General features: G+C 67.0%; 26 protein-coding genes. 16 read left to right on the top strand and 10 right to left on the bottom strand.

The genetic code is table 11. From position 1 onward, the window contains the following. Positions 1 to 88: 88 nt before the first annotated feature. Both AC5FRZ_RS05330 and AC5FRZ_RS05325 read right to left on the bottom strand, forming a co-directional pair. On the bottom strand, positions 89 to 457 hold the full coding sequence (locus AC5FRZ_RS05330; RefSeq protein ID WP_493564084.1) for a YIP1 family protein: 369 nt from the start codon (positions 455 to 457) through the stop codon (positions 89 to 91). Continuing rightward, on the bottom strand, positions 429 to 734 hold the full coding sequence (locus AC5FRZ_RS05325; RefSeq protein ID WP_493564083.1) for a YIP1 family protein: 306 nt from the start codon (positions 732 to 734) through the stop codon (positions 429 to 431). Before AC5FRZ_RS05325 ends, AC5FRZ_RS05330 begins: the two co-directional genes overlap by 29 nt. A 106-nt stretch (positions 735 to 840) precedes the next feature. Here AC5FRZ_RS05325 and AC5FRZ_RS05320 point away from each other — a divergent pair, with 106 nt between their 5' ends. The 3 genes from AC5FRZ_RS05320 to carB all read left to right on the top strand — a co-directional run bounded on the left by AC5FRZ_RS05320 (position 841) and on the right by carB (position 5378). Beyond that, positions 841 to 1377, top strand: a complete 537-nt coding sequence (locus AC5FRZ_RS05320) for a DUF5815 family protein (RefSeq protein WP_493564082.1) — start codon at positions 841 to 843, stop codon at positions 1375 to 1377. Between the two features lie 288 nt (positions 1378 to 1665). Next, positions 1666 to 1896 carry a hypothetical protein gene (locus AC5FRZ_RS05315; RefSeq protein WP_018257712.1) on the top strand — a complete coding sequence of 77 codons (231 nt, stop codon included), beginning with the start codon at positions 1666 to 1668 and terminating at the stop codon, positions 1894 to 1896. Positions 1897 to 2135: 239 nt separating this feature from the next. Next, positions 2136 to 5378, top strand: coding sequence for a carbamoyl-phosphate synthase large subunit (gene carB, locus AC5FRZ_RS05310; protein WP_493564081.1), 3243 nt, complete (start codon positions 2136 to 2138; stop codon positions 5376 to 5378). A gap of 23 nt (positions 5379 to 5401) precedes the next feature. On the opposite strand, the gene glmS is transcribed toward carB, so the two are convergent. The 5 genes from glmS to AC5FRZ_RS05285 all read right to left on the bottom strand — a co-directional run bounded on the left by glmS (position 5402) and on the right by AC5FRZ_RS05285 (position 11249). Further along, positions 5402 to 7237: a glutamine--fructose-6-phosphate transaminase (isomerizing) gene (glmS, locus tag AC5FRZ_RS05305; protein WP_153552578.1), complete on the bottom strand. Its 1836-nt coding sequence runs from the start codon at positions 7235 to 7237 to the stop codon at positions 5402 to 5404. After that, positions 7237 to 8430, bottom strand: a complete 1194-nt coding sequence (locus tag AC5FRZ_RS05300; RefSeq protein WP_208628687.1) for a sugar phosphate nucleotidyltransferase — start codon at positions 8428 to 8430, stop codon at positions 7237 to 7239. The genes glmS and AC5FRZ_RS05300 overlap by 1 nt, the downstream gene beginning before the upstream one ends. A gap of 105 nt (positions 8431 to 8535) precedes the next feature. Continuing rightward, the gene (locus AC5FRZ_RS05295) at positions 8536 to 9396 is read right to left on the bottom strand and encodes a CheF family chemotaxis protein (RefSeq protein ID WP_170093699.1); all 861 of its coding nucleotides are present in this window, start codon (positions 9394 to 9396) and stop codon (positions 8536 to 8538) included. Between the two features lie 95 nt (positions 9397 to 9491). Next, positions 9492 to 10355, bottom strand: a complete 864-nt coding sequence (locus AC5FRZ_RS05290) for a CheF family chemotaxis protein (RefSeq protein WP_493564080.1) — start codon at positions 10353 to 10355, stop codon at positions 9492 to 9494. A gap of 72 nt (positions 10356 to 10427) precedes the next feature. After that, on the bottom strand, positions 10428 to 11249 hold the full coding sequence (locus AC5FRZ_RS05285; RefSeq protein WP_493564079.1) for an undecaprenyl-diphosphate phosphatase: 822 nt from the start codon (positions 11247 to 11249) through the stop codon (positions 10428 to 10430). A gap of 249 nt (positions 11250 to 11498) precedes the next feature. Here AC5FRZ_RS05285 and AC5FRZ_RS05280 point away from each other — a divergent pair, with 249 nt between their 5' ends. From AC5FRZ_RS05280 to AC5FRZ_RS05260, 5 genes are all read left to right on the top strand, one after another. Next, a complete protein-coding gene (locus AC5FRZ_RS05280; protein WP_493564078.1) occupies positions 11499 to 12929 on the top strand; it encodes a sulfatase in 1431 nt (476 codons plus the stop codon). After that, positions 12930 to 13358 carry a GtrA family protein gene (locus AC5FRZ_RS05275; RefSeq protein WP_170093695.1) on the top strand — a complete coding sequence of 143 codons (429 nt, stop codon included), beginning with the start codon at positions 12930 to 12932 and terminating at the stop codon, positions 13356 to 13358. Positions 13359 to 13403: 45 nt separating this feature from the next. Next, positions 13404 to 14720 carry a tRNA pseudouridine(54/55) synthase Pus10 gene (locus tag AC5FRZ_RS05270; RefSeq protein ID WP_493564077.1) on the top strand — a complete coding sequence of 439 codons (1317 nt, stop codon included), beginning with the start codon at positions 13404 to 13406 and terminating at the stop codon, positions 14718 to 14720. 98 nt (positions 14721 to 14818) lie between these two features. Continuing rightward, positions 14819 to 15808 carry a ring-cleaving dioxygenase gene (locus AC5FRZ_RS05265; protein ID WP_493564076.1) on the top strand — a complete coding sequence of 330 codons (990 nt, stop codon included), beginning with the start codon at positions 14819 to 14821 and terminating at the stop codon, positions 15806 to 15808. 151 nt (positions 15809 to 15959) lie between these two features. Beyond that, a complete protein-coding gene (locus AC5FRZ_RS05260; protein WP_493564075.1) occupies positions 15960 to 17054 on the top strand; it encodes an NADH:flavin oxidoreductase/NADH oxidase in 1095 nt (364 codons plus the stop codon). Between the two features lie 48 nt (positions 17055 to 17102). Here the strand turns inward: AC5FRZ_RS05260 and AC5FRZ_RS05255 are convergent, their stop codons facing one another. Beyond that, positions 17103 to 17486 carry a plastocyanin/azurin family copper-binding protein gene (locus tag AC5FRZ_RS05255; RefSeq protein WP_493564074.1) on the bottom strand — a complete coding sequence of 128 codons (384 nt, stop codon included), beginning with the start codon at positions 17484 to 17486 and terminating at the stop codon, positions 17103 to 17105. 42 nt (positions 17487 to 17528) lie between these two features. On the opposite strand from AC5FRZ_RS05255, the gene AC5FRZ_RS05250 reads away from it, so the two are divergent. Next, complete coding sequence (locus AC5FRZ_RS05250) at positions 17529 to 18026, top strand: hypothetical protein (protein WP_493564073.1); 498 nt, start codon at positions 17529 to 17531, stop codon at positions 18024 to 18026. A 29-nt stretch (positions 18027 to 18055) separates the two neighbouring features. Here AC5FRZ_RS05250 and AC5FRZ_RS05245 read toward each other — a convergent pair whose 3' ends face one another. Further along, on the bottom strand, positions 18056 to 19348 hold the full coding sequence (locus AC5FRZ_RS05245) for an MFS transporter (protein ID WP_493564072.1): 1293 nt from the start codon (positions 19346 to 19348) through the stop codon (positions 18056 to 18058). 220 nt (positions 19349 to 19568) lie between these two features. On the opposite strand from AC5FRZ_RS05245, the gene AC5FRZ_RS05240 reads away from it, so the two are divergent. The 3 genes from AC5FRZ_RS05240 (at position 19569) to AC5FRZ_RS05230 (ending at position 20770) form a co-directional block, all read left to right on the top strand. Next, positions 19569 to 19724 (top strand): hypothetical protein, encoded by a 156-nt coding sequence (locus AC5FRZ_RS05240; protein WP_170093688.1) that lies wholly within the window; start codon positions 19569 to 19571, stop codon positions 19722 to 19724. A gap of 143 nt (positions 19725 to 19867) precedes the next feature. Beyond that, positions 19868 to 20233, top strand: a complete 366-nt coding sequence (locus AC5FRZ_RS05235) for a DUF7522 family protein (protein WP_240936954.1) — start codon at positions 19868 to 19870, stop codon at positions 20231 to 20233. A 111-nt stretch (positions 20234 to 20344) separates the two neighbouring features. Beyond that, complete coding sequence (locus AC5FRZ_RS05230; RefSeq protein ID WP_493564071.1) at positions 20345 to 20770, top strand: hypothetical protein; 426 nt, start codon at positions 20345 to 20347, stop codon at positions 20768 to 20770. A gap of 125 nt (positions 20771 to 20895) precedes the next feature. On the opposite strand, the gene AC5FRZ_RS05225 is transcribed toward AC5FRZ_RS05230, so the two are convergent. Further along, on the bottom strand, positions 20896 to 21180 hold the full coding sequence (locus AC5FRZ_RS05225; RefSeq protein ID WP_170095344.1) for a zinc ribbon domain-containing protein: 285 nt from the start codon (positions 21178 to 21180) through the stop codon (positions 20896 to 20898). Between the two features lie 142 nt (positions 21181 to 21322). Between AC5FRZ_RS05225 and ahbB the strand changes: the two genes are divergently transcribed. Genes ahbB through AC5FRZ_RS05205 form a run of 4 tightly spaced genes read left to right on the top strand, consistent with a single transcriptional unit; the run spans position 21323 to position 24712 of the window. Beyond that, positions 21323 to 22402, top strand: a complete 1080-nt coding sequence (ahbB, locus tag AC5FRZ_RS05220) for a siroheme decarboxylase subunit beta (RefSeq protein WP_493564070.1) — start codon at positions 21323 to 21325, stop codon at positions 22400 to 22402. 3 nt (positions 22403 to 22405) lie between these two features. Next, the gene (locus AC5FRZ_RS05215) at positions 22406 to 23053 is read left to right on the top strand and encodes a precorrin-2 dehydrogenase/sirohydrochlorin ferrochelatase family protein (protein ID WP_493564069.1); all 648 of its coding nucleotides are present in this window, start codon (positions 22406 to 22408) and stop codon (positions 23051 to 23053) included. Continuing rightward, positions 23050 to 24393 (top strand): glutamyl-tRNA reductase, encoded by a 1344-nt coding sequence (hemA, locus tag AC5FRZ_RS05210; protein WP_493564068.1) that lies wholly within the window; start codon positions 23050 to 23052, stop codon positions 24391 to 24393. Before AC5FRZ_RS05215 ends, hemA begins: the two co-directional genes overlap by 4 nt. Before the next feature lie 40 nt (positions 24394 to 24433). Beyond that, entirely contained in the window at positions 24434 to 24712 is a 279-nt protein-coding gene (locus AC5FRZ_RS05205; protein ID WP_153552562.1) for a 4a-hydroxytetrahydrobiopterin dehydratase, read from the top strand. Positions 24713 to 24722 lie beyond the last annotated feature (10 nt).

The raw sequence follows: 24722 nt of genomic DNA, 5'->3' as shown, positions 1-24722 counted from the left end.
AAGCTCGTTGCTCGGAGCTCGACTGGCGTATGGCGTCTACTCCTGTCCACGTTTTCGTCTTCTTACAGGCCAGACGACCGGAGAGTAGCTACAGCCACTGCAGGACGAAAGAACCGAAAACAGTGATCGTGATACCAATTGCCACAGGGATCGCCACGGTAACAACTGCTCGCCGACGCCCGAGCCCAGTCACCCGCCTGACAGCAGGGAGCCAGATGTAAGCACTCCAGAGCGTTGCGAGGACCGGCATGCCGTATGAGACGACGAAGAAGACGTTCCGACGCAGTGGATACTCTGCCCACGCTGACTGCATCGTGATCGGTAATTCGACGCCGTGCAGAGTGGCGACGGCCACCAGCGTCGATACGATTGTACCGAAAGCTTGCGGAAGGAACCCCCAACCGGTCAGCGCAAAGAGCTCTCGAAGGTCACTGTCGCCGCCGAGGAGGGCTGCCACAAGCTGTGAAGCCGAGAACGTACAACACCCACGAGACGAACGGCACGAACAGGGCGAGACCGCCCTCGAAAGCTGCCATGAAGAGAAACAGCGTCTGTAGATCTCCTTGGAGGGCTTGCCCCAACTGGAGTGTCGTGACGACAGAGCCGACGGCAGCACAGAGTGCGACGACGACGACGACGACCAGCAACGGGCCGAGCAGGCTCGGCCCTTCGCCGCGGCGCTCGAAGAATCGTGCGGGGTCACCCAGTAGCGTCGTGAGCTCGGTTGCGTTCATCCAGTCTTCGGTAAGTGTTTCTCGACAAGAGAAATAGTTTTTCGTTCACAGTCTACCACGGTCGTACTTCGCGTGATTTAACCCCCGGAATCCGTTAGGTCAGGCAATGACAGAGTCCGGCGTGCCCGGGGACGGGGGCCAGTCTATGGAACTGCCCTGTGGGGAAGAGCGCTCCATCCACGAACTCGACATGGGCCTGCGGGAGATCGACTGTCGCTGCGGCGAGACCCACGCCGTCGTGATGGACATGCACCCCCTCTCGCGATTCGTCCCGGAGTTTCTCGTCGAGATCCTCACCGAGACCGTCGAACCGGCGGAGGACGACCGCGAGGAGTTCACTACGGCGCACCTCATGGCGATCGTGATGGAGGAGTTCCCCGAGGAGATGGCCGTCGCCGACGTGGCAGAGGACGGGGCCGTCGGCTACGCTCTGGTGTGGGTGGCCGACTTCGACTCCCGACGACTCCACGAGATCGTCGTCGAGTTGCTCGTCGAGCTGATGGAACACGCCGTCAGCCACGCCGAGGACGACGCGGTCATGGACCAGTTCGAACAGGAGATGCTGGAGTTCGACGTCAGCGTGTTCGTCGAGCAGTACCGCGCGCGGCGAGACTTCGAGTCCGAGCACGACTCGCCGGTCTGATACTACCGGCTGTAAATCTGTGAACGATTTCGCCACCCCGGGGTGGCGAAGATCTTCACGAAGTTACAGCCGGCAGTATGAGTCGTGGTCCGGACGAGCAATTCGGAGCGTCTCGCGAGCGAAGCGAGCAGTCTATATAGATCCGACCATAGAACATAGATCGGCCGGCGATAGCGTATGACAGCTGTCTGCATCTTCCGACAGTTCGCCGTCCGGCGGTTCTGCCCAGAACGCCGTCTGACGGCTGTCTGACGGTGTTATATGGTGTGTGAAGGCGTGTGTATGCACATGCGCACACGGCACGGCGAGTTCGAGCGAATTCGATCGGTGCTCGAAGACGCCGACCCGGACGAGCCGTTGACGGCGCGCGAGATCCTGCAGGTCCTCGACGAGCACGGCGAGGAGTTCGACAGCGCCCACCGCGTCGCGACGGTACTCGGACGGCGTGCACAGACCGGTGAGGTCGAGGTCATTCGCGACCAGCCCTACCGGTACCAGTTCGCCGACCGGAACAACTGATCGGGTGGCTGGCGCTCGCCGGCTGTCGGTCTCGTGAGGCGTGCCCGGGCCAGTCCGGGATTGTAGCCGGTAGAGTGATGGGACAGTCGTTTGTCCGTCGGACGCGTTCGATCGATCGACGGTCAGGGTGGTGTCACGACCACCCATGCGACACCACCACATTACGACATTCGAAATTCGGTTTCGATCTTCGTATCCTTTCGCCGGGCTTATTACGATGTGCGGACTCCCCACGGACAATGACAGAGAGCGAAGACCGCACAATCTTGCTCATCGGGAGTGGCCCGATCCAGATCGGACAGGCAGCCGAGTTCGACTACTCCGGCGCACAGGCGTGCCGTGCCCTGCAGGAGGAGGGCGCACGGGTCGTCCTGGTGAACTCGAACCCGGCGACGATCATGACCGATCCGGAGATGGCCGACAAGGTGTATCTCGAACCGATCAACACCGAGGCGATCTCCGAGATCATCCGGAAGGAAGATCCCGACGGCGTCATCGCCGGTCTCGGCGGTCAGACCGGCCTCAACGTCACGGCCGAGTTGGCCGAGGAGGGGGTCCTCGAAGAGCACGACGTCGAGATCATGGGCACGCCGCTGGACACGATCTACGCGACGGAGGATCGTGACCTGTTCAAACAGCGCATGGAGGAGATCGGCGAGCCGGTGCCGTCTTCGACGACGATCACCCTCGACGAGGGCGAGACCGTCACCGAACTGACCGAGGAGAGCCTGCGCGACCGCGTCGAGGACGCCGTCGACGAGGTCGGCGGCCTGCCGGTCATCGCACGCACGACGTACACGCTCGGTGGCTCCGGCTCGGGCGTCGTCCACGAGATGGAGGAACTCATCGAGCGCGTCCGCAAGGGGCTGCGCCTCTCTCGGAACAGCGAGGTGCTGATCACCGAGTCCATCGAGGGGTGGGTCGAACTGGAGTACGAGGTGATGCGCGACGCCGACGACTCGTGTATCATCATCTGTAACATGGAGAACATCGACCCGATGGGGATCCACACCGGCGAGTCGACGGTCGTCACGCCCTCGCAGGTCATCCCCGACGAGGGCCATCAGGCGATGCGTGACTCCGCGCTGAAGGTGATCCGCGAACTCGGGATCGAAGGCGGCTGTAACATCCAGCACGCCTGGCGCGACGACGGCACGCCCGGCGGCGAGTACCGCGTCGTGGAGGTCAACCCCCGTGTCTCCCGTTCCTCCGCGCTGGCCTCGAAGGCGACGGGCTACCCGATCGCTCGCGTGACTGCGAAGGTCGCGATGGGCAAGCGTCTCCACGAGATCGACAACGAGATCACCGGCGAGACGACGGCGGCCTTCGAGCCCGCGATCGACTACGTCGTCACGAAGGTGCCGCGCTGGCCCATCGACAAGTTCCGCGACGTGGAGTTCGAGCTGTCGACGGCGATGAAGTCGACCGGCGAGGCGATGGCCATCGGCCGCACCTTCCCCGAGTCGATGCTGAAGGCGCTGCGCTCCTCGGAGTACGACCCCGCCGTCGACTGGAGCGAGGTCGACGACGACGAACTCGAAGACGACTACCTGATCCGCCCGACGCCGGATCGGCCCTACGCCATCTTCGAGGCCTTCGCCCGCGGCTACACGGTCGACGAGATCGTCGAGCTGACCGACATCGAGCGCTGGTACGTCGAGCGCTTCCAGCAGATCGAGGAAGCCGCCGAGGCGGCACAGAACGGCGACTTCGCGACCGCGGCCGAGGCCGGCTTCACCGACCAGGAGATCACCGCGATGGCGGGCGGCGAGTTCAACGACACGCACGCCTCCTGGGTTCCGGAGGGCGACCTGAGCGAGAAGGGCGACGAACTCGAAGCGGCGACGGATGGGTCCGGTGTCACGGTCGAGGACGTCGAGAGCGAGACGGTCGATCGGGACTTCAAGCTCGTCGACACCTGTGCCGGCGAGTTCGAGGCGACGACGCCGTACTACTACTCGACGCGAGACCCCATCTCGGGGATCGACCGCAACGAGCTGCAGATCGACCCCGACGTAGAGAGCGTCGTCGTGGTCGGTGGCGGCCCGATCCGGATCGGGCAGGGCGTCGAGTTCGACTACTGTTCGGTCCACGCGGTCCGCGCGCTCGAAGAGGCCGGCATCGACGCCCACGTCGTCAACAACAACCCCGAGACCGTCTCGACGGACTACGACACCAGTGATGGCCTGTTCTTCGAGCCGGTCACGGCCGAGGAAGTCGCCGACGTGGTCGAAGCCACCAACGCCGACGGCGTGATGGTTCAGTTCGGCGGCCAGACCTCCGTCGACATCGGCCACCCGCTCGAACAGGAACTCGACCGTCGCGGCCTCGACTGTGAGATCATGGGCACCGCGGTCGACGCGATGGACCTCGCGGAGGACCGTGACCGCTTCAACCAGCTGATGGACGACCTGGGCATCGCACAGGCCGAAGGCGGGACGGCGACCAGCAAGGAAGAGGCGCTGGACCTGGCTCACGACATCGGCTACCCCGTCCTGGTGCGTCCGAGCTACGTGCTCGGCGGCCGCGCGATGGACGTGGTGTACAACGACGAGGACCTCGAAACCTACATCGAGGAGGCCATCCGCGTCTCCCCGGACAACCCGATCCTCGTCGACGAGTTCCTCGCGGACGCCGTGGAACTGGACGTCGACGCCGTCGCCGACGGCGAGGACGTGCTGATCGGCGGCGTCATGGAGCACGTCGAGACCGCGGGCGTCCACTCCGGTGACTCCGCGTGTATGATCCCGCCACGCTCCCAGGAGATCAAAGACGTGATGCCCCGCATCCGCGAGGTCACGGAGGACATCGCGTCGGCCCTGGAGACCGAGGGGCTGCTCAACGTCCAGCTCGCGGTCCGCGACGGCGAGGTGTACGTGCTCGAAGCCAACCCGCGTTCCTCCCGAACCGTGCCCTTCATCGCGAAGACGACGGGCGTCCCACTGGCCAAGATCGCGGCGAAGGTCATGGCCGGCGCGACCCTCGACGAACTCGACTACGAGGAGCAGGTCCCGGACCAGGTCTCGGTCAAGGAGGTCGTCCTGCCGTTCGACCGCCTGCCGGGCTCGGACCCGCGCCTCGGCCCGGAGATGAAGTCCACCGGCGAGGTCATGGGGACGGCCGGCTCCTTCGGGAAGGCCTACCAGAAGGCACAGATGTCCGTCGACAAACCGATCCCGCTGGACGGGACGGCGCTGGTCGACATGCCGATCATCGGCTTCGAGGACCACTTCGACGTGCTCGATTTCGACGACTTCGAGGACGTCGACGCTATCGTCGAAGCGATCCAGAACGGCGAGATCGACATGGTGCTGTCGCGTAACCGCGACGTGCTGGAAGCGTGTGTCGAGGAGACGGTCACGTACTTCTCGACGCGCGAGTCCGCCGAGGCCGCCCTCGAAGCGATCAACGCCGACGACCAGCCCCTGAACGTCCAGGACATCGCCTCGCGACCCAAGACCCAGCGCGAGTGGGGCCGCTGAGACGGGAGCTCGTCCGCCGGTAGCTACTCGACGGTGACGCTCTTCGCGAGGTTCCGGGGCTTGTCGATCGATCGGCCCAGCCCCTTCGCGGTGTAGTACGACACGAGCTGGAGCTGGACGTTCGCGAGCACCGCGGCGGCTTCGGGGCGGGTCTCGGGAATCTTCAGCACCTCGTCGGCGTACCGTTCCACGTCGCTTCGCCCGTCCGTGACGGCGACGACGGGCGCGTCACGAGCTTCCACCTCTTTGACGTTGCCAACGGTCTTGCGGGCCTGCTCGCCGTCGCCGACGACGACCGCGAACACCGGGGTGTCGTCGGTCACCAGCGCGAGCGGACCGTGTTTGAGTTCGCCCGCGGCGAACCCCTCCGCGTGCTTGTAGGTGATCTCTTTCATCTTCAACGCGCCTTCGAGTGCCACGGGGTACTGGTGGCCGCGGCCGACGAAGAAGTACGCTCCGGCGTCCTGGTACTGCTCGGCGACCGCACTGGCGCGTGAGTCGTCCAGCAGCGCCTGCACCTGTCCCGGCAGGTCACGCAGTCCGGCGATCGCCTCGCGGGGACGGTCGACCGGCGCGGTCCCGAGCGCCAGGAGGTTCAGCGCCGCCAGTTGCGAGGCGAAGGTCTTGGAGGCGGCGACGCCGATCTCCGGGCCGGCTCTGATGTACAGTGCGTGATCGCACTCGCGTGCCGCGGTCGAGCCGACGGTGTTGGTCACGGCCAGCGTGCGTGCGCCGCGGTGGCGGGCCTCTCGCAGCGCCGAGAGGGTGTCTGCGGTCTCGCCGCTCTGAGTGACTCCGACCACGAGCGCGTCGCCGATCGGCGGCGGTGCGGTCGCGTACTCACTGGCGAGGAAGGTCTGGGCGGGGATGCCGGCCCGTCGGTACAGCTGTGCGCCGTACAGCGCGGCGTGATAGGAGGTCCCGCAGGCGACGAACTGGACGCCGGTCGGCGAGAGGTCGCCGAGATCCTCGATGTCGACGGCGGCACCGAGTTCGTCGACGCGACCCCGAAGACACTGGCGGAGTGCGCGGGGCTGTTCGTGGATCTCCTTGAGCATGAAGTGATCGTAGCCGCTCTTGCCGGTCTCTTCGGCGTCCCAGGCGACGGTGTCGATCTCCTTCTCGACGGGGGTCCCGTCGCCGTCGGTGACGGTCCAGCCCTCGGCGTCGAGACGTGCGAACTCGCCGTCGGCGAGGTAGACGACCCGGTCGGTGTAGTCCCGAAACGCGGGCACGTCGCTGGCGAGGTAGGTCGCTCGGGTCGTCCCGCCGGTGGCCGCCGATGCCCCGTGTGGCTCGCTTCCCTCGTCGAGGCCGAGCACCAGCGGCGAGTCGTTGCGTGCGACGAAGACCGCCTCCGTACCGGCGACGACCGCGGCGACGGCGTAGCTCCCCTCCAGGCGGTCGACGGCCCGCCGCAGTGCCGCCATCGGCTCCGCGCCGTCTGCCAGCGCGTCCTCGACGAGGTGTGGGATCACTTCCGTGTCGGTGTCGGAGGCGAACTCGTGACCGTCGGCGACCAGTTCGTCCCGGATCGACTGGTAGTTCTCGATGATCCCGTTGTGGACGACCGCCACGTCGCCGGTGCAGTCCCCGTGTGGGTGTGCGTTGGCGTCGGTCGGCGGACCGTGCGTCGACCAGCGCGTGTGTCCGATCCCGACCGCGCCGTCGATCGTCGTCTCGTCGAGCAGCGCACGCAGCTCGTCGATCTCGCCGGATCGCTTGGCGACCGAAACCGTGTCGTCGGCAAGCGCCACCCCGGCCGAATCGTAGCCGCGGTACTCCAGCTTCGAGAGCCCGTGGACCAGTACGTCGAGGGTCTCGTCGGCCCGGCCGACACAGCCGATGATCCCGCACATCAGCGGACCACCTCGGCGTCCTCGGCGACGTGGCCGAAGGCGTGAACGCCCGCGTGGAGGGTCGCCGACGGGCCGACCAGCGTCCCGGGCGACACCGAGACGTTCCCTCGCGTCGTCACGCGGTCGGCGAACACCGCACCGAGCGTCCGGTCTTCGAACACTTCGGTCCCGATCTGTACGTCCGCGGGACCGCCGGGGACGACCGTCTCGACGCCGAGTGTCACGTCCTGTCCGGCGACCGTATCGACCAGCGTCGCGCCCGCGTCGACGCGCGTGTCCGCGTCGAGCACCGACTGCTGGACCGTCGCGTTCGCGCCGACGGTGACGTTCGCTCCCAGCGCCGCGTCCGGTCCCAGCACCGTCCCCGCCGCGACCTCGCAGTCGGGACCGACCACGACCGGTGCTTGCAGCGTCGCGTCCGCGTGGACGTGCGCGGAGTCGGCGACCCAGACACTGTCTCGACGGTTCGACTCCGTGACCCGTCCGCGAGCCAGCACCTCGCGGGCGACCGTCAGCAGGTCCCAGGGATACGTCGCGTCGACCCACAGCCCGTCGGTCGTCACCGCGCGGACCCGATCGGAGTCGATCAGGCGCGCGATCGTGTCGGTCAGTGCCAGCTCCCCTTCGGCCCGTGGCGTGGCCTCGATCTCGTCGAAGATCGACTCGGGGAACGCGTAGATGCCGCCGTTGATCAGACGGTACTCGTCGGTCTCGGGCTTCTCGACGATCGAGTGGAGATCGCCGTCCCGCAGGTCGACGGCCCCGTAGTGGCTGGCGTCCTGACGCTCCAAGACCGCCAGTGCCGGCGTCTCTGGGTCGGTCTCGAAGTGGTCGATCACGGAGCCGACCGTCTCGCCGTCGATGACGCGATCGCCGTTGACCACGAGGACGGGACCGGACACCGCGTCGCGGGCCTGTAGGAGAGCGTGGCCGCTGCCCAACTGTTTGCCCTGTGTGACGTAGCTCAGCGGGACGCCCCGGTACGACGGGCCGAAGTGGTCTTGCACGCGATCGCGCTTGTAGCCGACGACGACGACGATCCGGTCGAGACCGGCCTCGACGAGGGCGTCGAAGACGTATTCGAGAATCGGGCGGTTCCCCGCGGGTAACATCGGCTTGGGACGGTTGCGCGTCAGCGGGCGCAGTCGCGTTCCCTCACCGGCCGCCAGGACGACGGCGGTTCGTACGCTCATACGAAACTAATCATTCAGCGGACGTTTGAACGTTTTGCCCCCCCTAACGAGCGGCGTTCGCCGCGGAAACGACCGTAGGCAGAGCCTACCCGCAGTCTCGGCCGATCACTGTTCGCTGATGTTCTCCCCGGCGACGCGCCGTCCCTTCGTCGTCAACTGGACTTCGGTGCGCTCGCGAACCACGCTGATCACGTCGAGTTCGATCAGCCGGTCGAAGATCTCCTCGCTTTGCTCGACGTCGATTCCGACGAAGCTGGGGATGTCGAACGGGGAGACCCCCGAGTGCAGCGCCATGATGACCCGCCGCTCCGTACTGGAGAGGTCGAGATCGGCCTGGTTTCGCTCGGCGCTCTCTTCGAGCATCACCTGCAGGACGGTCGCGTGGAACTCCTCGCCCGCGAGGTGGGTCTCGACGCTGATTCCGTCGTCGGTGTGCTCAACCTCGATGACGGTTCGTTCTTCGCCCGACACCGTCTTGTCCTCGATGGTCAGCCCACCGATGTCCGCCCGTTCGACCTCGACGGCCTGTCCGTCTGCCAGTGCGAGTTGCAGGGCCTCGTCGGTGACTTTCATCCGGCCTTTCGTCCACTCGGTGTTCTGGACGACGCCGCCCTCGACGGCCGGGTGCTGGACGAGGATGATCTCGCCGTTCAGCGACGCCCGGTACAGATCCGTCTCGAAGGCCTCGTGCTCGCCGGCCGAAACCAGCAGTACGTCCTCGCCGACGTGGAGCGCGACGTAGTTCGAGACGCCGGCACTGGCCTGGTTGACGTCGTGTCGATCCGCGATCCGGTCGATCGACTGCAGAGAGATCTGTCGTTTCCCGTCCGAGATCAGGACCAGTCGCTGCGTCGTGAGCACGATCCGGCAGGCGGTCCAGGACGCGTCGTTGCGTTCGCGTCCCTCCTGGACCGCCTGCATGAACTGCCCGCGCGTGTCCGCGATCTTCTTCTCGGTGTCACTCATGCTGGTCCGGGGTCGTTACGGGCACGTTGCCCACTCTGGGGAATATAACTTCCGCCCCAGTTTTTGGACGGGAGAATTGGCCCCGTCCGTGTGGTTTACTGCTCGTTCATCGCCTCGCTGGCCATGTTGCGACCCTGGGCGTTGAGGCTGACCTCGGTCCGGGTGCGTACCTCGTCGACTGCACCCACGTCCAGGAGCTTCTGGTAGATCTCCTCGACCTCGTCGACGGGGATCCCGACGAAGTCCGACATCTCGAAGGGCGAGACCCCGGAGTAAAGCGCCATCAACACCTGGCTCTCGATCTCGTCGAGTTCGTAGTCGCCCTCTCGCTCTTCGATGACGCGCTCGAACAGCGACTGCAGAGCCGTCGTGTGGTGGTCCATCCCCGAAAAGTACGTCTCGACGCTGCGGTCGTCCTCGTCGGTGTGCTCGACCTCCAGGATGGTCCGCATCTCTCCCATGACCGTCTGTTCGCTCGTCTCGACGGTCCCCACGTCGTCGACTGCGAACGTCGTCTCTTCGCCGCCGGGAAACGCCAGCGTGATCACGTCGTCGTCGAGCTGGAATCTGGTCTTGCGCCAGGTCGCTTCGTCCTGAATCACGCCGCCGACGACGGCGGGGTGTTTCGTCAGGATGACCGTCGCGTGGAGGGTCGCACGGCAGTACTCCAGTTCGAAGTCGGAGACGTCGGCAGCGTCGAACAGCACGACGTTGTCGCCGATACGCATCGGCGTCGCCCCCGCTGGATCGACCGACGCGGGCAGCTCCTCCTCGCCCACCACCTCGATGTTGCTGTGGGGCAGGGCCTGCTTGCCGGAGCTGTTGGCCAACACGAGGCGCTTGTCGGTCATGACGAGCCGACAGGAGCGCCACTGTGGGTCATCGACCGGCGTGCCGCCCTTGACGGCGTACATGTAGTCGCCCGCAGTGTCGACCAGCTTCTGTTCTTCGCTGCTCATCTCCTCGCTCGTCACGAACGTTGCGTTTACCGGTATATAAGTCCTTCAGGCCGACACCTTCTCTCGTGGCCGTCAGACCAGCAGTAGGCCACCGCCCAGCATCGCGAGTCCGCCGAAGCCGACACAGACTGTCCAGAATGGGACGCGCCGGACGAGGCTGACGAGCGCCCCGACCGTGAGGTAGCCGGCGACGGCACTCACCGCCAGCGCGGCCGCGGCGGCCGCCGGTGAGACGACCGGGACGCCGTCTCTGAGGACGACGACCACGTTCGCACCGAGGGCCGCCGGGATCGACAGCAGGAACGAGAGCCGGAGCGACGACTCGCCCTCGTGGCCGCGCAACAGCAACGCGCTGACGGTCGTCCCCGACCGAGAGATTCCCGGAAGGATCGCGATGCCCTGCAGCCCGCCCACCAGCACGGCGTCGAGCCAGTCGGGCGTCTCGCTCGTGCCCAGCGACACCCAGGCGGCGAACCGCTGGAGCAGTCCCGTCAGGACCAGCAGGCCCCCGACGAGGACGACGAACGCGCCGCCGGTCAGCTCCGAGACGACGGCCTCCAGGACCAGCAGAGCCGGCAGCCCGGTCACGCCCGTCGCCAGCGTCGCGAGGGCGAGAAAGGAGAGGTCCGCCGTGTCGTCGTCGAACGCGGTCCGGGGCGACCACTCCCGTAGCGAAGCGAGCACCGTCCCGACTTCCGTCCGATAGTACGCCAGCGCCGAGCACGCGGTGCCGGCGTGGACGAACAGCGCGAGCTGCGTCGCCACGGCCGGCGACGACCCGGTGAGCGCGGTGACGAGGATCGCCACGCTCCCCTCACTGGAGACGGGCAACCATTCGAGGACGCCCTGTGCCAGCCCGACCAGCGCGGCGACGACGGCGTCGTCGACGTTCATACCACATCCGCCGCCCTCGGGATAATGAACGCACCGATCCACGGTGATCGGCGCGCCCGTCCGCCCGTTTCCGTCCCGTTGTCGACGGCAAAGTGACGATACCGAGACAGGTGGTGCGGCGGACCGGAACGATAAAGTCCGTTTCCACGTGTTACTAGACAGAACGAGTCCGTCGGCCGCCGTCGCTCGTCTCTTGGCCCGCTCGCAGCGGGCCGCTGGGGCCGTCGGCGGTTGCGACACGTCTCACCTATGCACTCCGAAACCGGCGTCTCGAACGTCGTCCTCGTCACGGTCGACTCGCTCCGTGCGGACGCCATCGGTCCGTACGACAGCGATCGCCACACGCCCGTCATGGACGAACTCGCCCAGCGGGGAACGGTCTTCGAGCGCGCCTTCGCCAACGGAAACTGGACGCCCTTCTCGTTTCCCTCGATGCTGGCGTCCTCGCCGGTGTTCGCCGACGACGGCCGGATCGGTGTCACGGGAGTCGAGACGCTCGCTGAGACGCTCTCGGACGCGGGCTTCCACACCGGCGGTTTCAACGCCGCCAACGGATTCCTGACCGAACACTGGGGGTACGACGACGGCTTCGACGAGTTCGACTCCTTCGTCGCCAGCGTGGGCTCCAGCATCTACAGCCGCTATCTCGCGACCCATCCGACCGTGGAGGCCTGGCTCCAGCTGGCGACCTCGCCGTTTCGCCGCGCCCGCTCGTGGCTCTCGTCGGCAGAGAGCCACCGTCCGTTCCTCGACACCTCGCGGATGTTCGACGTCGAACAGGGGGCGACCTCGTTCCTCGAATCGGCCTCGGAGCCGTTCTTCCTGTGGATCCACTACATGGACGCCCACACGCCGTACGTCCCGGCCCCGCGGTACATCCGGGAGGTGTCTGCCGACCGCTTCGGGACCCACCGGATGGTCCTGGCTCACCTCCACGCCGGGCTGGGCTGGGAGGTCGGGGACCGGACGCTTGGCAACCTCAGGACGCTCTATCAGAGCGCCGTCCGGCAGATCGACGACAGCGTCGGTCGCGTGTTAGACGCCCTGTCGGAACACGGCCACGACGACGACACAGCCGTCGTGCTGGCCGGCGACCACGGCGAGGAGTTCCAGGACCACGGCCACCTCGCCCACTACCCGAAGCTGTACGACGAACTGATCCACGTGCCGCTGATCGTCGACGTGCCGGACGCAGAGAGTCGGCGCGTCGAGAGACAGGTCGCCCTCGACTCGCTCCCGCCGACGGTGGCCGACCTCGCGGGCGTCTCCCCGCCAGCGGAGTGGCGCGGGGACTCGCTGGCCCCCGCCGTCTTGGAGGGGGAGGCACCGGCCGACGAGCCGGTCGTCTCGGTCACGGTCCGGGGCGAGGAAGTCACCGACCAGCCCATCCCGCGCTCGCTCGACGACGGCGACCTCCTCGTCAGCGTCCGCGACCGCGACTGGAGTTACATCGAGAACGTCGACACCGGCGACCGGGAGCTGTACCACCGGCCGTCAGATCCCGGTCAACAGGCGGATCGCTCCGACGGCCCCGACGCCGAGGCCAGGGCCGTGATCGAGGCGTTCGAACCGCTCGTCGACGCCCACGCAGACCTGCTACACGCGGCAGAGCAGAGCGAGGCCGACGACGAGATGGACGAGGATCTGGACGCCAGACTGGAGGCGCTGGGCTACAAGTAGATGGTCCGGAATCTGCTTCGCAACCTCCATAGCGGTCCGCTCGCCCTACAGCTGCGGCGGTTCGTCGTCGTCGGCGGCATCGCGTTCGCGCTCCAGCAGGCGTTGCTGGCGTTGTTCGTCGAGGGCGGACGCCTGAACGACCTCGTCGCGCTCACGATCGCCATCGAGATCACGATCGTCTTCCAGTACGTGCTCAACAACGCCTGGACGTTCGAGGCGACACAGAACACCGGGCGGCGCGAGTTCCTCGTCGGCCTGTTGAAGACGAACCTCGTCCGTGGCTCTGCGATCCCGATCCAGCTCGGCATCTTCCACGCCCTCTCGGAGTGGGGCAGCATGTACTATCTACTGGCAAACGTGTTCGCCGCCCTCGTCAGCGGCGTCTACCGGTATGTCCTCGACGCCCGCTGGACGTGGGGCCAGGCATAGTGAGGGTTCGAAACTGAATTACGCCGTCGTGACGACTCACCGGCAATGACACTCCTCGACGACGCTCGGGCCGCCGTTTCGACCGGCCCGCTCTGTGACTCCTGTCTGGGCCGGCTGTTCGCCGAGCGCAGTTTCGGCCTGACGAACACGGAGCGCGGTCGGGCGTTGCGGACGACGATCGCCCTCGACGACGACGAGCCCTACGACCCGCCGGAAGAGTGCTGGGTCTGTGAGGGCGAGACCGCGCGGTTCGACGAACTGGCCGAGCGGGCCGCAGCCGCGGTCCAGGGCTACGAGTTCGCCACCTACCAGCTGGGCACTCGGGTGCCGCCGCTGTTCGAGGAGAACGACGCGTTGCTCCGCGAGGACGTGGGACTGGACGGCAGCGAGCCCGACGCCGACCACGACGACCGCGAGGCCTTCGCTGGCGAACAGCTCAAGACGGAGTTCAACCGCGAGGTCGGCCGCCGCGTCGGCGACCTGACCGGCGGAGCAGTGGACTTCGAGCGCCCGGACGTACAGCTGACCATCGACCTCGCGACCGACGAGATCGACGTACAGGTCAACTCCGCGTTCGTCTACGGACGCTACCGGAAGCTCGAACGGGACATCCCCCAGACGAAGTGGCCCTGCAACGAGTGTGGCGCGACCGGCCTCAAGCGCGGCGCGGAGTGTTCGGGCTGTGACGGCACCGGCTATCGGTACCCCGAGAGCGTCGAGCAACTGTCCGCGCCGGTCGTCCTCGACGCGATGGACGGCGAGGAGGCGGTCTTTCACGGCGCTGGCCGCGAGGACGTGGACGCCCTGATGCTCGGGGGTGGTCGTCCCTTCGTCATCGAGATCAAAGAGCCCCGCCGCCGCGACGTCGACACCGACGACCTCGAAGCGGAGATCAACGACTTCGCCGACGGCAAGGTCGAGGTCGAGGGGCTCCGGCTGGCGACCCACGACATGGTCGCCCGCGTCAAGGAACACGAGGCTTCCAAGACCTACCGCATGGACGTAGAGTTCGAAGAGCCGATCGACGATACGACGCTCGACGACGCCATGGCGACGCTCGACGGCGCGACGATCGAACAGCGCACGCCCCAGCGCGTCGACCACCGTCGTGCCGACATCACTCGGACCCGCGACGTGTACGACATTGCGGGCGAACTCGACGACGCCCGCCACGCCGACATCGAGGTCCACGGGGCCGGCGGGCTCTACGTGAAGGAACTGATCTCCGGCGACGAGGGGCGCACCCAGCCCAACCTCGCCGACGAGGTCGGCACCGGCGCGGTCGTGACGGCACTGGACGTGCTCGACGTGGAAGGCGAAGACGAGCCCTTCGAACAGCCCGAGTTCTTCGTCGAGGCGTGAGGTCGCTCTGACCGCCGCCGCAATCGTCACGCCGACGCGCCGGCCGGTAACACTGGTGTCAGCATGCACTCAAGTGGCTTCGACGCGTACCCGGAGACATGGCAGACGTATCGCCGACACCCGGCATCCACCACGTGACCTGCATCGCGGGCGATCCGCAGCGAAACCTCGATTTCTGGGTCGAGACGCTCGGGCTCCGCCTCGTCAAGCGATCGGTCAACCAGGACGACCCCGAGACGTACCACTTCTTCTTCGCCGACGCCGAGGGGACGCCCGGCACGAGTATGACCTTCTTCCCCTGGGAGAACCTCCGCCAGGGGAAGGTCGGCTCCGGGCAGGTCTCCCGGACGGCGTTTCGGGTCCCCGAGGGAAGCCTCGACTACTGGGAGGATCGCTTCGAGGAGTACGGCGTCGACTACGACGACCGCGTCGAGCGCTTCGGTGAGACGGTGCTCCCCTTCCGGGACCCGGACGGGCTCCCGGTCGAACTCGTCGCCGTCGAGATCCCCGACGACGACCCGACGGTCCCCTGGACCGAGTTCGTCCCCGAGTCGGCGGCGATCCGGGGCTTTCACTCGGTGACGCTGTGGGTCGCCGATCCCCAGCCGACGATGGAACTACTGGAGACGATGGGACTGGAACAAAGCGACACCGAAGCGGCCCAGGGCGACACGCCGGGCGACGAGCGGACCCGGTTCGAGGCGGCGGGGACCGTCGGCCGGTACGTCGACGTGTTGCCGACGATCGAGGGCGGTCGCCAGGGCCACGGAACGGTCCACCACGTCGCCTTCCAGACGCCCACCGACGCGGACCAGGAGGCGATGCGCCAGGCCGTCCAGTCGGCCGGACTGCGCCCGACGGCCCAGATCGACCGCCACTGGTTCCGCTCGGTGTACTTCCGGGAACACGCGGGGATCCTGTTCGAGCTGGCGACCAGCGGACCGGGGTACACCGACGACGAACCGCTCGACGATCTGGGCGGCCGGCTCGTCCTGCCCGGTGAGTTCGAGGACCGCCGCGAGGCGATCGAGGCTGCGTTGACCGACGTGACGGTCCCCCGCGGTGAGTCCGCCGCGGCGGAAGACTGATACGACCGGCTGTACATCTGTGAACGATTTCGCCACCCCGGGGATGGCGAAGCTCGTCACGAAGTGACAGCCGGCAGTATGAGACGGTCGTCTGTCGTTTACGCTGTCATATATCGTAAACTGTTTTCTCCCGGCCGACCAAGCGCGGACGATGACAGCAGACCTCTTGACGCCCCTGGAGCTACGGGAGACGGAACTTCCGAACCGGCTGATGGTTTCGCCGATGTGTCAGTACTCCGTCGAAGACCGGGACGGGATCGCGACGCCGTGGCACCTCGTCCACCTCGGCTCGCGGGCCGTCGGCGGCGCAGGCCTCGTGATGGCCGAAGCCACGGCCGTCGAGCCCCGCGGTCGGATCACGCCCGAGGACCTCGGTCTCTGGAGCGACGAACACGCCGCGGCGCTCCAAGAGACGACGGCGTTCGTCCGCTCGCAGGGCGCGGTGCCGGGCATCCAGCTGGCCCACGCCGGGCGCAAAGCCTCGAAGAGCCGTCCCTGGGAGGGCAGCGAGCCCCTCTCGCCCGACGAGGGGGGCTGGGAGGTCGTCGGCCCGACCGATCGATCGTGGCCCCACGACGACCCGCCAGCGACCAAGCGGCTGTCCGTCGACGAGATCGAGGGGATCGTCGACTCGTTCCGCGCGGCCGCCGAGCGGGCCCGTGACGCGGGGTTCCTCGTCGCGGAGGTCCACGCGGCCCACGGCTATCTCCTCCACGAGTTCCTCTCGCCGGTCACCAACGACCGAACCGACGAGTACGGCGGGAGCTTCGAGAACCGCGCTCGCATCGTCCGCGAGGTGACGCGAGCGGTCAGGTCGGTCTGGCCCGACGACCGCCCGGTGTTCGTCCGACTCTCCGGGACGGACTGGCTCCCCGACCGCGAGTCGTGGACCGTAGAGCAGTCGGCGCGGCTGGCCGACGCGCTGGCCGAGGACGGCGCGGACCTGATCGACGTCTCCAGTGGCGGGATCGTCCCCGAGTCGGCTCCCGACTGGGTGGGACCGAACTTCCAGCTCTCGCTGGCCGAACACGTCCGCGAGAACAGTTCCGGCGTCGCCGTCGGGACCGTCGGCGGGATCACGACGGCCCAGCAGGCAGACGCGATCGTCCGCAACGACCGGGCCGATCTGGCCATCGTCGGCCGTGAGTTCCTCCGGAACCCCTACTTCGGTCTCCACGCCGCCCGCGAACTCGGTGCTGGCGACCGCAACGAACCGCCGGCACAGTACCAGCGGGCGTTCCAGTAGCGACACAGGTGTGAACCACCCGGCACGACGCCCGGTTCGCTCGGATCGTCACTCGACGACGACGCTGCCGGTCATCCCCGCGTCGACGTGGGGTTGACAGAAGTAGTCGTAAGTGCCAGAGACTGTGAACGTCGCCTCGTAGGAGTAGCCGGTCCCGTACGTGATCGAGGCTCGCCCCGGCGTCCCCTCCCAGTCAGAGCCCGCCGGGACAGTGGCCGGGACGACGTTGTGGTTGTCGGACTTCAGGACCCACGTGATCGTTGCTCCCGATGGGACGGTGACTGCTTCGGGTTCGAACACCATTCGGTGTCCGGGTCCGACTGCGATCGTTCGGTTCCGGCTGCCCGAGAGACAGCCGCCGAGGACGCCAGTTCCCAGCACCGCGCCCGCTCTCGCCAGGAACGTCCGGCGGGATCGATTCGCTGTAGTCACGAGCAGTAAAATTAAGCGGTGCGGTGATAAAGAGCGGGTATCGTGCACACCCGGACCGCGCTCTGTCTGCTTTTCGTGCTCCTGTTCGCGGGTTGTACCGCGGGGCCGTTGTCGGCCGGGACACCGATCACGCTGGGAAACGCGGTCTCGGACAGCTACCGGTTCGAGGTGTCGATCGGCCAGATCGGCGAGAACGTGACCGTCGAGTGGGCGAACGGTGACACCACCGAGTTCGACGTGACGGCGGCGGGTTTCGGCGCGGAGTCGGAAGCCGAAAACGCCATCACGACCGTCGACCTGCCCGAGACGACCACTCGGGTCGCGAACTACACGCTGGCACCCGGCGAACGCAAGCGCATCACCGTCCGCGAGGTCCGACAAGACGAGACGCTGTTCGTCGCCGTCGTCAACGCCGAGACGGAGCGCCTCCAGAGTTTCCACGGCCTCCACTGTCGCCCGGGTTCGATCACGGGCGCGAACTACACGGTTCGAAACACTTCCGACGTCGATACGTACTGGGAGGAGTCCTGTGGGGCCTGAGATCGGGGGGCGACGACAGCGATCCGATCTCAGTCGCCGGGCGTCGCCACCGGGGTCTGTGCTCGCCGCGCCCGGACGCTCATCCCGACGAAGACGACCGTCGCGAAGCCGAGGAATCCCGCGGCGGCGAGAAACGCGGCTTCGGGCGACACGAGTTCTTTGATCGCGCCGATCAGGACCGGGCCGGTCACCTGCCCGACCTTCCAGGAGATCGAGCGCAGGGAGAAACTGGAGGCGACGGCGTCGTAGGCCTCGGCCTCCTCGACGAACAGCGCCATGCTCGCCGGCAGGCGAAGGCTGTCGGCGAGCCCCAGGACCGAGAACGCGCCAAAGAGGGCGAAGAAGGCCCCACCCAGCGCCTGGGTCCCGCCGAAGGCCGTGAACTCGATCGGCGTCACGGTCCCCTCGAAGTAGGCTGCCAGCGGAATCAGCGCGGTCCCGACGCCGTACAGCCCGGCACCGACGGCGACGAAGTAGTGGTGGCGACCGAGTCGGTCGGTCAGGTCACCGACGTACCCCTGTGTGATCGCCTTCGTCAGCTTCCCGCCGGCCATGATCCACCCGATGGCGAACGCGGAGATGCCGAAGCTCGTCCGGGCGTAGATCGGGAGGAAGATGATGACGGCCATCTTCCCGACGCTGAACGTAAAACGAAAGACGACGAGCGCGCGCAGCATCCGCCGGCCCAGCAGCTTACGGAAGGTCTCGATGCCGCCGGCATCGTCGGGATCTTTCCGACCGCCGGGGTTGTCCCGGAGGTACAGCAACACGAGCGCGAAGGCCACGAGCGTGACCCCGGCGAGGACGGCGTAGGTGAGCGTAAAGCCGTAGGCAAAGAGGAGGTACCCGCCCACGAGGTCGCCCGCCAGCGACGAGATCGAGCCGAACTGGTTGTACGCGCCGAGCCACTGGCCCCGCTCGCCGTCGGGGCTGATCTCGCCGACGATCGTCGAGCCGGTGATCCACAGGAGCGACGCGCCCAGTCCCTGGACCATCCGGATCAGGACGATGTGGATCGCGTTCTCGACGAAGACGAACCCCGCGAACACGACGAGGTTGAGGAGAAAGCCAACGAGCAGGTACCGCTTCGAGTCGCCCAGATCGATGCGACGACCCAGCGGCAGGACGACGAGCAACTGGACGAGCGCGAAGCCGGTCCCGAACAGCCCCTCGACGGTCCCGGTCGTACCGAACAGGTCGGCGTACAGCGCGAGGGCGATGATGATCGTCGAGTACGCCTGACTCCTCGCGAACGCGGTCCCGGCGAGCGCGGCGAACTCCCGGTCGCGTAACAGCCCGATCGAACCGCCGACATCGACCACTACGGAATCACCGTGTTTCGACTGAGGACGGTTCTCGGCGAAAAGTCACTCGGTACCGGAACTGCGCTTTCAGGGTCGAGCCAGATAATTGCACAGCTACAGCAAAGAACAGATGTAGAGCTACCGCACGACAGCAGTGTGGTCGGCGTGCCTGCCGTGTCGACGACCGCCGGTCGGACAGAGGTCAACTACTATGACAGTGGCCGGCGAACCGACGACTATGGACCTGACCCAGTACTACGACGAGGCCGAACCGGTGGCGATGCTGGCGATCGGATTCGTCCTGTTTGTCATCCCCGAACCAGCGACCTCGACGCTCGGCGTCGGTCTGATGTTGCTGGGCGGAGCGTGGTGGTTCTACGAGTGGCAGCGGTGACTCGTTGACACGGAGCGTCGTCGCTTCCGGTGAGCGTCTCCTTCGTGGCGGCGTTCTCCGGGCCATCGAGACAGCCGGCTGACGATATCCCGGAGGAACCCCCTGATTTGAAGGGGTGTGGACTGCCATCAATTATCATGGGCATGGACGACGAGGCAGCTCTCGTGTCGGACCTCGAATCGATCGTCGGCGACGCGCTGCGAGTCGTCGCCAGGTACGACGAGGACGGCTACGAACTGCTGTACGTCCGGGAAGACCTCACAGAGCACACGCAGGGCATTTCCGACGCAATCCACGAGAACCTCGTTCTCGAAGGCATCGCCAAGGAGTATCTGGAGGATCTCTTCGAGGCTGGGGAACTCCACTGTACGATCCACGAGTTCGAGGAGCTTCGCGCCCACCACTTCGTGACTGGCCAGTTCGAGGGCTTCTTCGTCGGGGCCGACACCGGAGGGACGATCGAGAGCAGGGCGATCAAGGAGGCGGTCCACGATTACGCCGACGGCTGACCGTAGCGTCGACCTCCTGTCGGTTCGACGGCGAGTCGCCGGCCCAGCCACGCGGTGGGAACGCGGAGCCGTTCCGGGACGCGTATACGACACCCGGTCGACACCGCCGGTATGAACGACGATCACACGCTCGTTCGTCCCGGTCTGCCGTCGACGGTCTGTCGGATCTGTGAGGACCCGCTCGGTCGCGACGACCAGTGGATCCTCCAGAGCTACGGCGACAGACGGACGGCCAGCCTCGACCCGCCGGTCGTCGGCGTCTGCCCGAGCTGTCGTCCCGCCGTCGCCGAACTGCTCGACGGCTGGGCGTCGGTTCCCGAGCCGCCGGTCGACGCCGACTCCATCGCCGCCGGCTACGCGCGCGTCGCCGAGGACTGTAGCTTCTGTCGCGATCCCCTCTCGGAGCCGCCCGTCGGCGTCGAGTGGTACCGCGCCGGCACCGATCACGCGACGCCGCCGGTCGACCGACACCACTACGCGCTCTGTGGCCACTGTACCGGCGTCTTCGAGACGTTCCTGCAGACTCTCGGGGAGTAGCAGCGTCGCCGCGGGCTACTGGCGGCCGTTGCCGTGAGCAATCCGACCTCGGCTGTCGCTTCCGGTACCGACAGCGGTGGACGAGGGGACTTGCCGCCCGGTGGCGACGGTTCTCACCGACAGCGTCACTCCAGGCTCGCCTGACAGGTGTGACAGTACGTGTAGTCCTCTCCGTTGGCCGCACCACAGTGGGGGCAGGTCGTCGTCGCCTCGTCGCTGGCCTCGAAGTAGGCGTTCAACTGCCCGCGGTCTCGGAGCGGACTGGCCTGTCCCTCGCGGTACTCCTCGATGAGGTCGTCCATCGCGATGTAGTCCAGAAACCGGAACATGAGGACGAACGAGAGCGGCACGGCGACGAGGACGAACAGGAAGGTCAGCAGCCTGATCGCCAGTTCGGCCGTCGAGATCATCGTCGCAGTTACGTCGGCGAGGCTGAAAGTTCGTTCGCCGCCAGTGCTCTCTGGCCCCGTCGCTGGCGGCGGCGAGACGCGTTCGGTCACGCCAATCAGTGCTCCCGCGGGGCTTATACCGACCGAGTTCCGAGCTACGGACATGAGTGAGGAGCTGGGGTCCGTCGACCGCGCGATCGCCAACGCCTTCCAGGGAGGATTCCCGGTCGTCGAGCGACCCTTCGAGCCCGCCGCGGCGGCGCTGCGAGATCGGGGCATCGACGTGACCGAGGCCGAACTGGTCGAGCGGATCGACCGCATGGACGAGGCGGGGACGCTGACTCGCTTCGGCGCGCTGATCGACGCCGAGGCGATCGGCGGGATGGCGACGCTGGTGGCGATGCACGCCCCCGAAGACCGCTTCGACGCGGTGGCCGAGCAGGTCAACGACTTCCGCGAGGTGGCCCACAACTACCGCCGGGAGCACCCCCATCTGAACATGTGGTTCGTCCTCTCGGTGGCCGACGAGGACCGGATCCCGGAGGTACTCGCCGAGATCGAGGACGCGACCGGCCAGGAGACCTACAACCTCCCGAAACAACAGGAGTTCCGCGTCGAAGCGAAGTTCCCCGTCGAGGGGCCACTGGAGGACGACAGCGTCGACCTCTCGGAGCTGGGGCCAGACGTGACACCCACCGAGCGCGACGGGCTGACCCCCGACGAACTCGATCTGGTGTTAGCGATTCAGGGCGGGCTCCCGGTGACCGAGACGCCCTACGCCGACGTGGCCGACGCGATCGACGCCGAGACCGAATGGGTCGTCGAGACGATCAAGCGCTTCGAGCGCGAGGGGAAAGTCCGCCGGGTCGGTGTCGTCCCGAACCACTACGCGCTCGGGTATTCGGAGAACGGGATGACCGTCTGGAACGTCCCCGACGACGTGGTCGAGGAAGTCGGTCCCGCCGTCGCCAGCTTCGACTTCGTCACCCACTGCTACGAGCGCCCGCGCCACGACGGCGTCTGGGAGTACAACGTCTTCGCGATGACCCACGGCCGCAGCGAGGCCGAGAGCGACCGGCGCGTCGAGCAAGTACGGGACCGGATGGCCGAGTACTGGGACGTCTCCGACGAGGACTGGGACACGCTGTTCTCGACCGAGATCCTCAAGAAGACCGGCATCCGGATGGACGAGCGCGCCGAGGCGAACGTGATCGAACCCTCCGAGGAGCCGACGAGGGACTGAGCGATGCTCCCGCTCATGCACGACTTCACCGACGAGACGGTCCTGGTCTTCGGCGGCGGCCCGGTCGGTGCGCGCAAGGCCCGGCGGTTCGACCGCGAGTCGGACGTGATCGTCGTCAGTCCCGACTTCGCCGACAGCGAGTTCGGCGACGCCGAGCGTGTCAGAGCGGCCCCCGACGCCGCGGCCGCCGCCGACTGGATCGAGCGGACCGGGCCGGCCCTCGTCGTGGCAGCGACCGACGACGAAGCGCTCAACGAGGCCATCGCCGACGGCGCACGCGATCAGGGCGCACTCGTCAACCGCACGGACGTGGACGGCGACCGTGAGGTGGGCAGCGTCGTCGTCCCCGCGACGGTCCGAGACGGGCCGGTCACCGTCGCCGTCGCGACCGGTGGGACCAGCCCCGCGCTGTCGAAACACCTGCGCGAGCGCTTCGAAACGGAGTTCGCTGGCGTCGGCGAGCTGGCCGCGGTGACCGGCGACCTTCGCACCGAGCTGAAAGCGCGCGACGTCCCGCCGACCGAGCGCCGCGACGCGATCAGAGCCGCCGTCAGATCTCGCCGCGTTTGGAAGGCTTTAGATAGTCCGGGGAGTAACACTAGGCAAGTAGTTACTGACGTGATCGACGAGCACACTGGTGATCTATCGTGAAAGCAGGCACGGGCGTCATCTCTGGCGTGAGCGTCGCCCACGAGCACGCCACCGTCGAGGACCGAGAGACCGCGGCGACGGAGAGCCAACGCCACGCGGTCGAGTCGCTCCTGACGGATCCGGCGGTCGAAGAAGCGTTCGCACTCCAGACGTGCAACCGCATCGAGGGGTACGTCGTCACCGAAGAGGGAACCGACGACGCCCTCTCGTTGTTCACCGAGTCGGTCGACGACGACGCGGTAGTCCGGATGGGCCACGAGGAGAGCCTGCGCCACCTCCTCCGCGTCGCGGCCGGCCTCGAATCGATCGTCCTCGGCGAGGACCAGATCCTCGGGCAGGTCCGGCGAGCCTACCAGGACGCCCGCGCCGTCGGCGGTATCGGCTCGGTGCTCGAAGACGGCATCACGAAGGCGATCCACGTCGGCGAGCGGGCCCGGACCGAGACGGCAATCAACGAAGGCTCGGTCTCGATCGCCTCTGCGGCCGTCGGGCTCGCGACCGACGAGTGTACGCTCGACGGCGAGACCGGACTGGTCGTCGGTGCCGGCGAGATGGGGACGCGCGCGGCCAAGTCCCTCGCGCCGACGGTCGACCGGCTCGTGGTCGCCAACCGCACCGTCCCCAACGCCGAGTACGTCGCCGAGACGGTCGACGTGGCGGCGACGGCGGTGTCGCTGGACGCCGTCGAGTCGCTGCTCTCGGAGGCCCGCGTCGTCGTCAGCGCGACGGGGAGCCCGGAGCCACAGCTCGACACCGAGACGCTGGCGACCGCGGGCGAGACGTTCGTCGTCGACATCGCCCAGCCGCGCGACGTGCCCACGGACGCCGACACGCTCTCGAACGTCACCGTCTGTGACATGGACACGCTGGAGTCGCTGACCGAGGAGACGCGCGACCAGCGTCGCACGGCCGCGACCGCCGTCGAGACGATGGTCGACGAGGAGTTCGACCGACTGCTCAACCAGTACAAGCGAAAGCGAGCCGATCAGGTCATCTCGGCGATGTACGAGAGCGCCGACCACGTGAAGGCCAGCGAGCTCCAGACCGCCTTCTCGAAGCTCGATCTCGACGACGGCCAGCAAGCCGTCGTCGAGTCGATGGCCGACGCGATCGTCTCCCAGCTGCTCGCGGCACCGACCCAGAGCCTGCGCGAGGCCGCCCAGGAGGACGACTGGTCGACGATCAACACCGCGCTCCAGCTGTTCGACCCCGACTTCGGGCCGGACACCACCGCCGGTGGCCCGCCGGCCTTCTCCGAGGGGATGTCCGTCGAGGACATCCCGGAAGGGATGCGCGAGGAGATCCCCGCGTCGATGCTGGACCAGCTGAGCGACGACTAAGGGGCCAACTGTTTTGCCGATTCCGCCCGTCGGACTTGACATGGCTGACCTGCTCAGCGACGACGAGATCGCGACACAGCTACCCGACGACTGGGATCGCGAGGGCGACGAGATCGTCCGCACCTACGAGTTCGACGCCTACCTCGACGGCGTCGGCTTCGCGGCGGCTGCCGGTGGTCTCGCACAGGAGGCGTTTCACCACCCGGAGATGACGATCGGCTGGCGCGAGGTCGAGGTACGCTTGACGACCCACGACGCGGGCGGCATCACGGCAAACGACATCGAGCTGGCCGAGCGGTTCGACGAGATCCACGAGTGAGAGGCCGTCG

Source organism: Halomicrobium sp. HArcht1-1 (assembly GCF_058933285.1).
The sequence above is the reverse complement of the archived record's forward strand: the minus strand, read 5'-3'. Positions and strand labels throughout refer to the sequence as shown.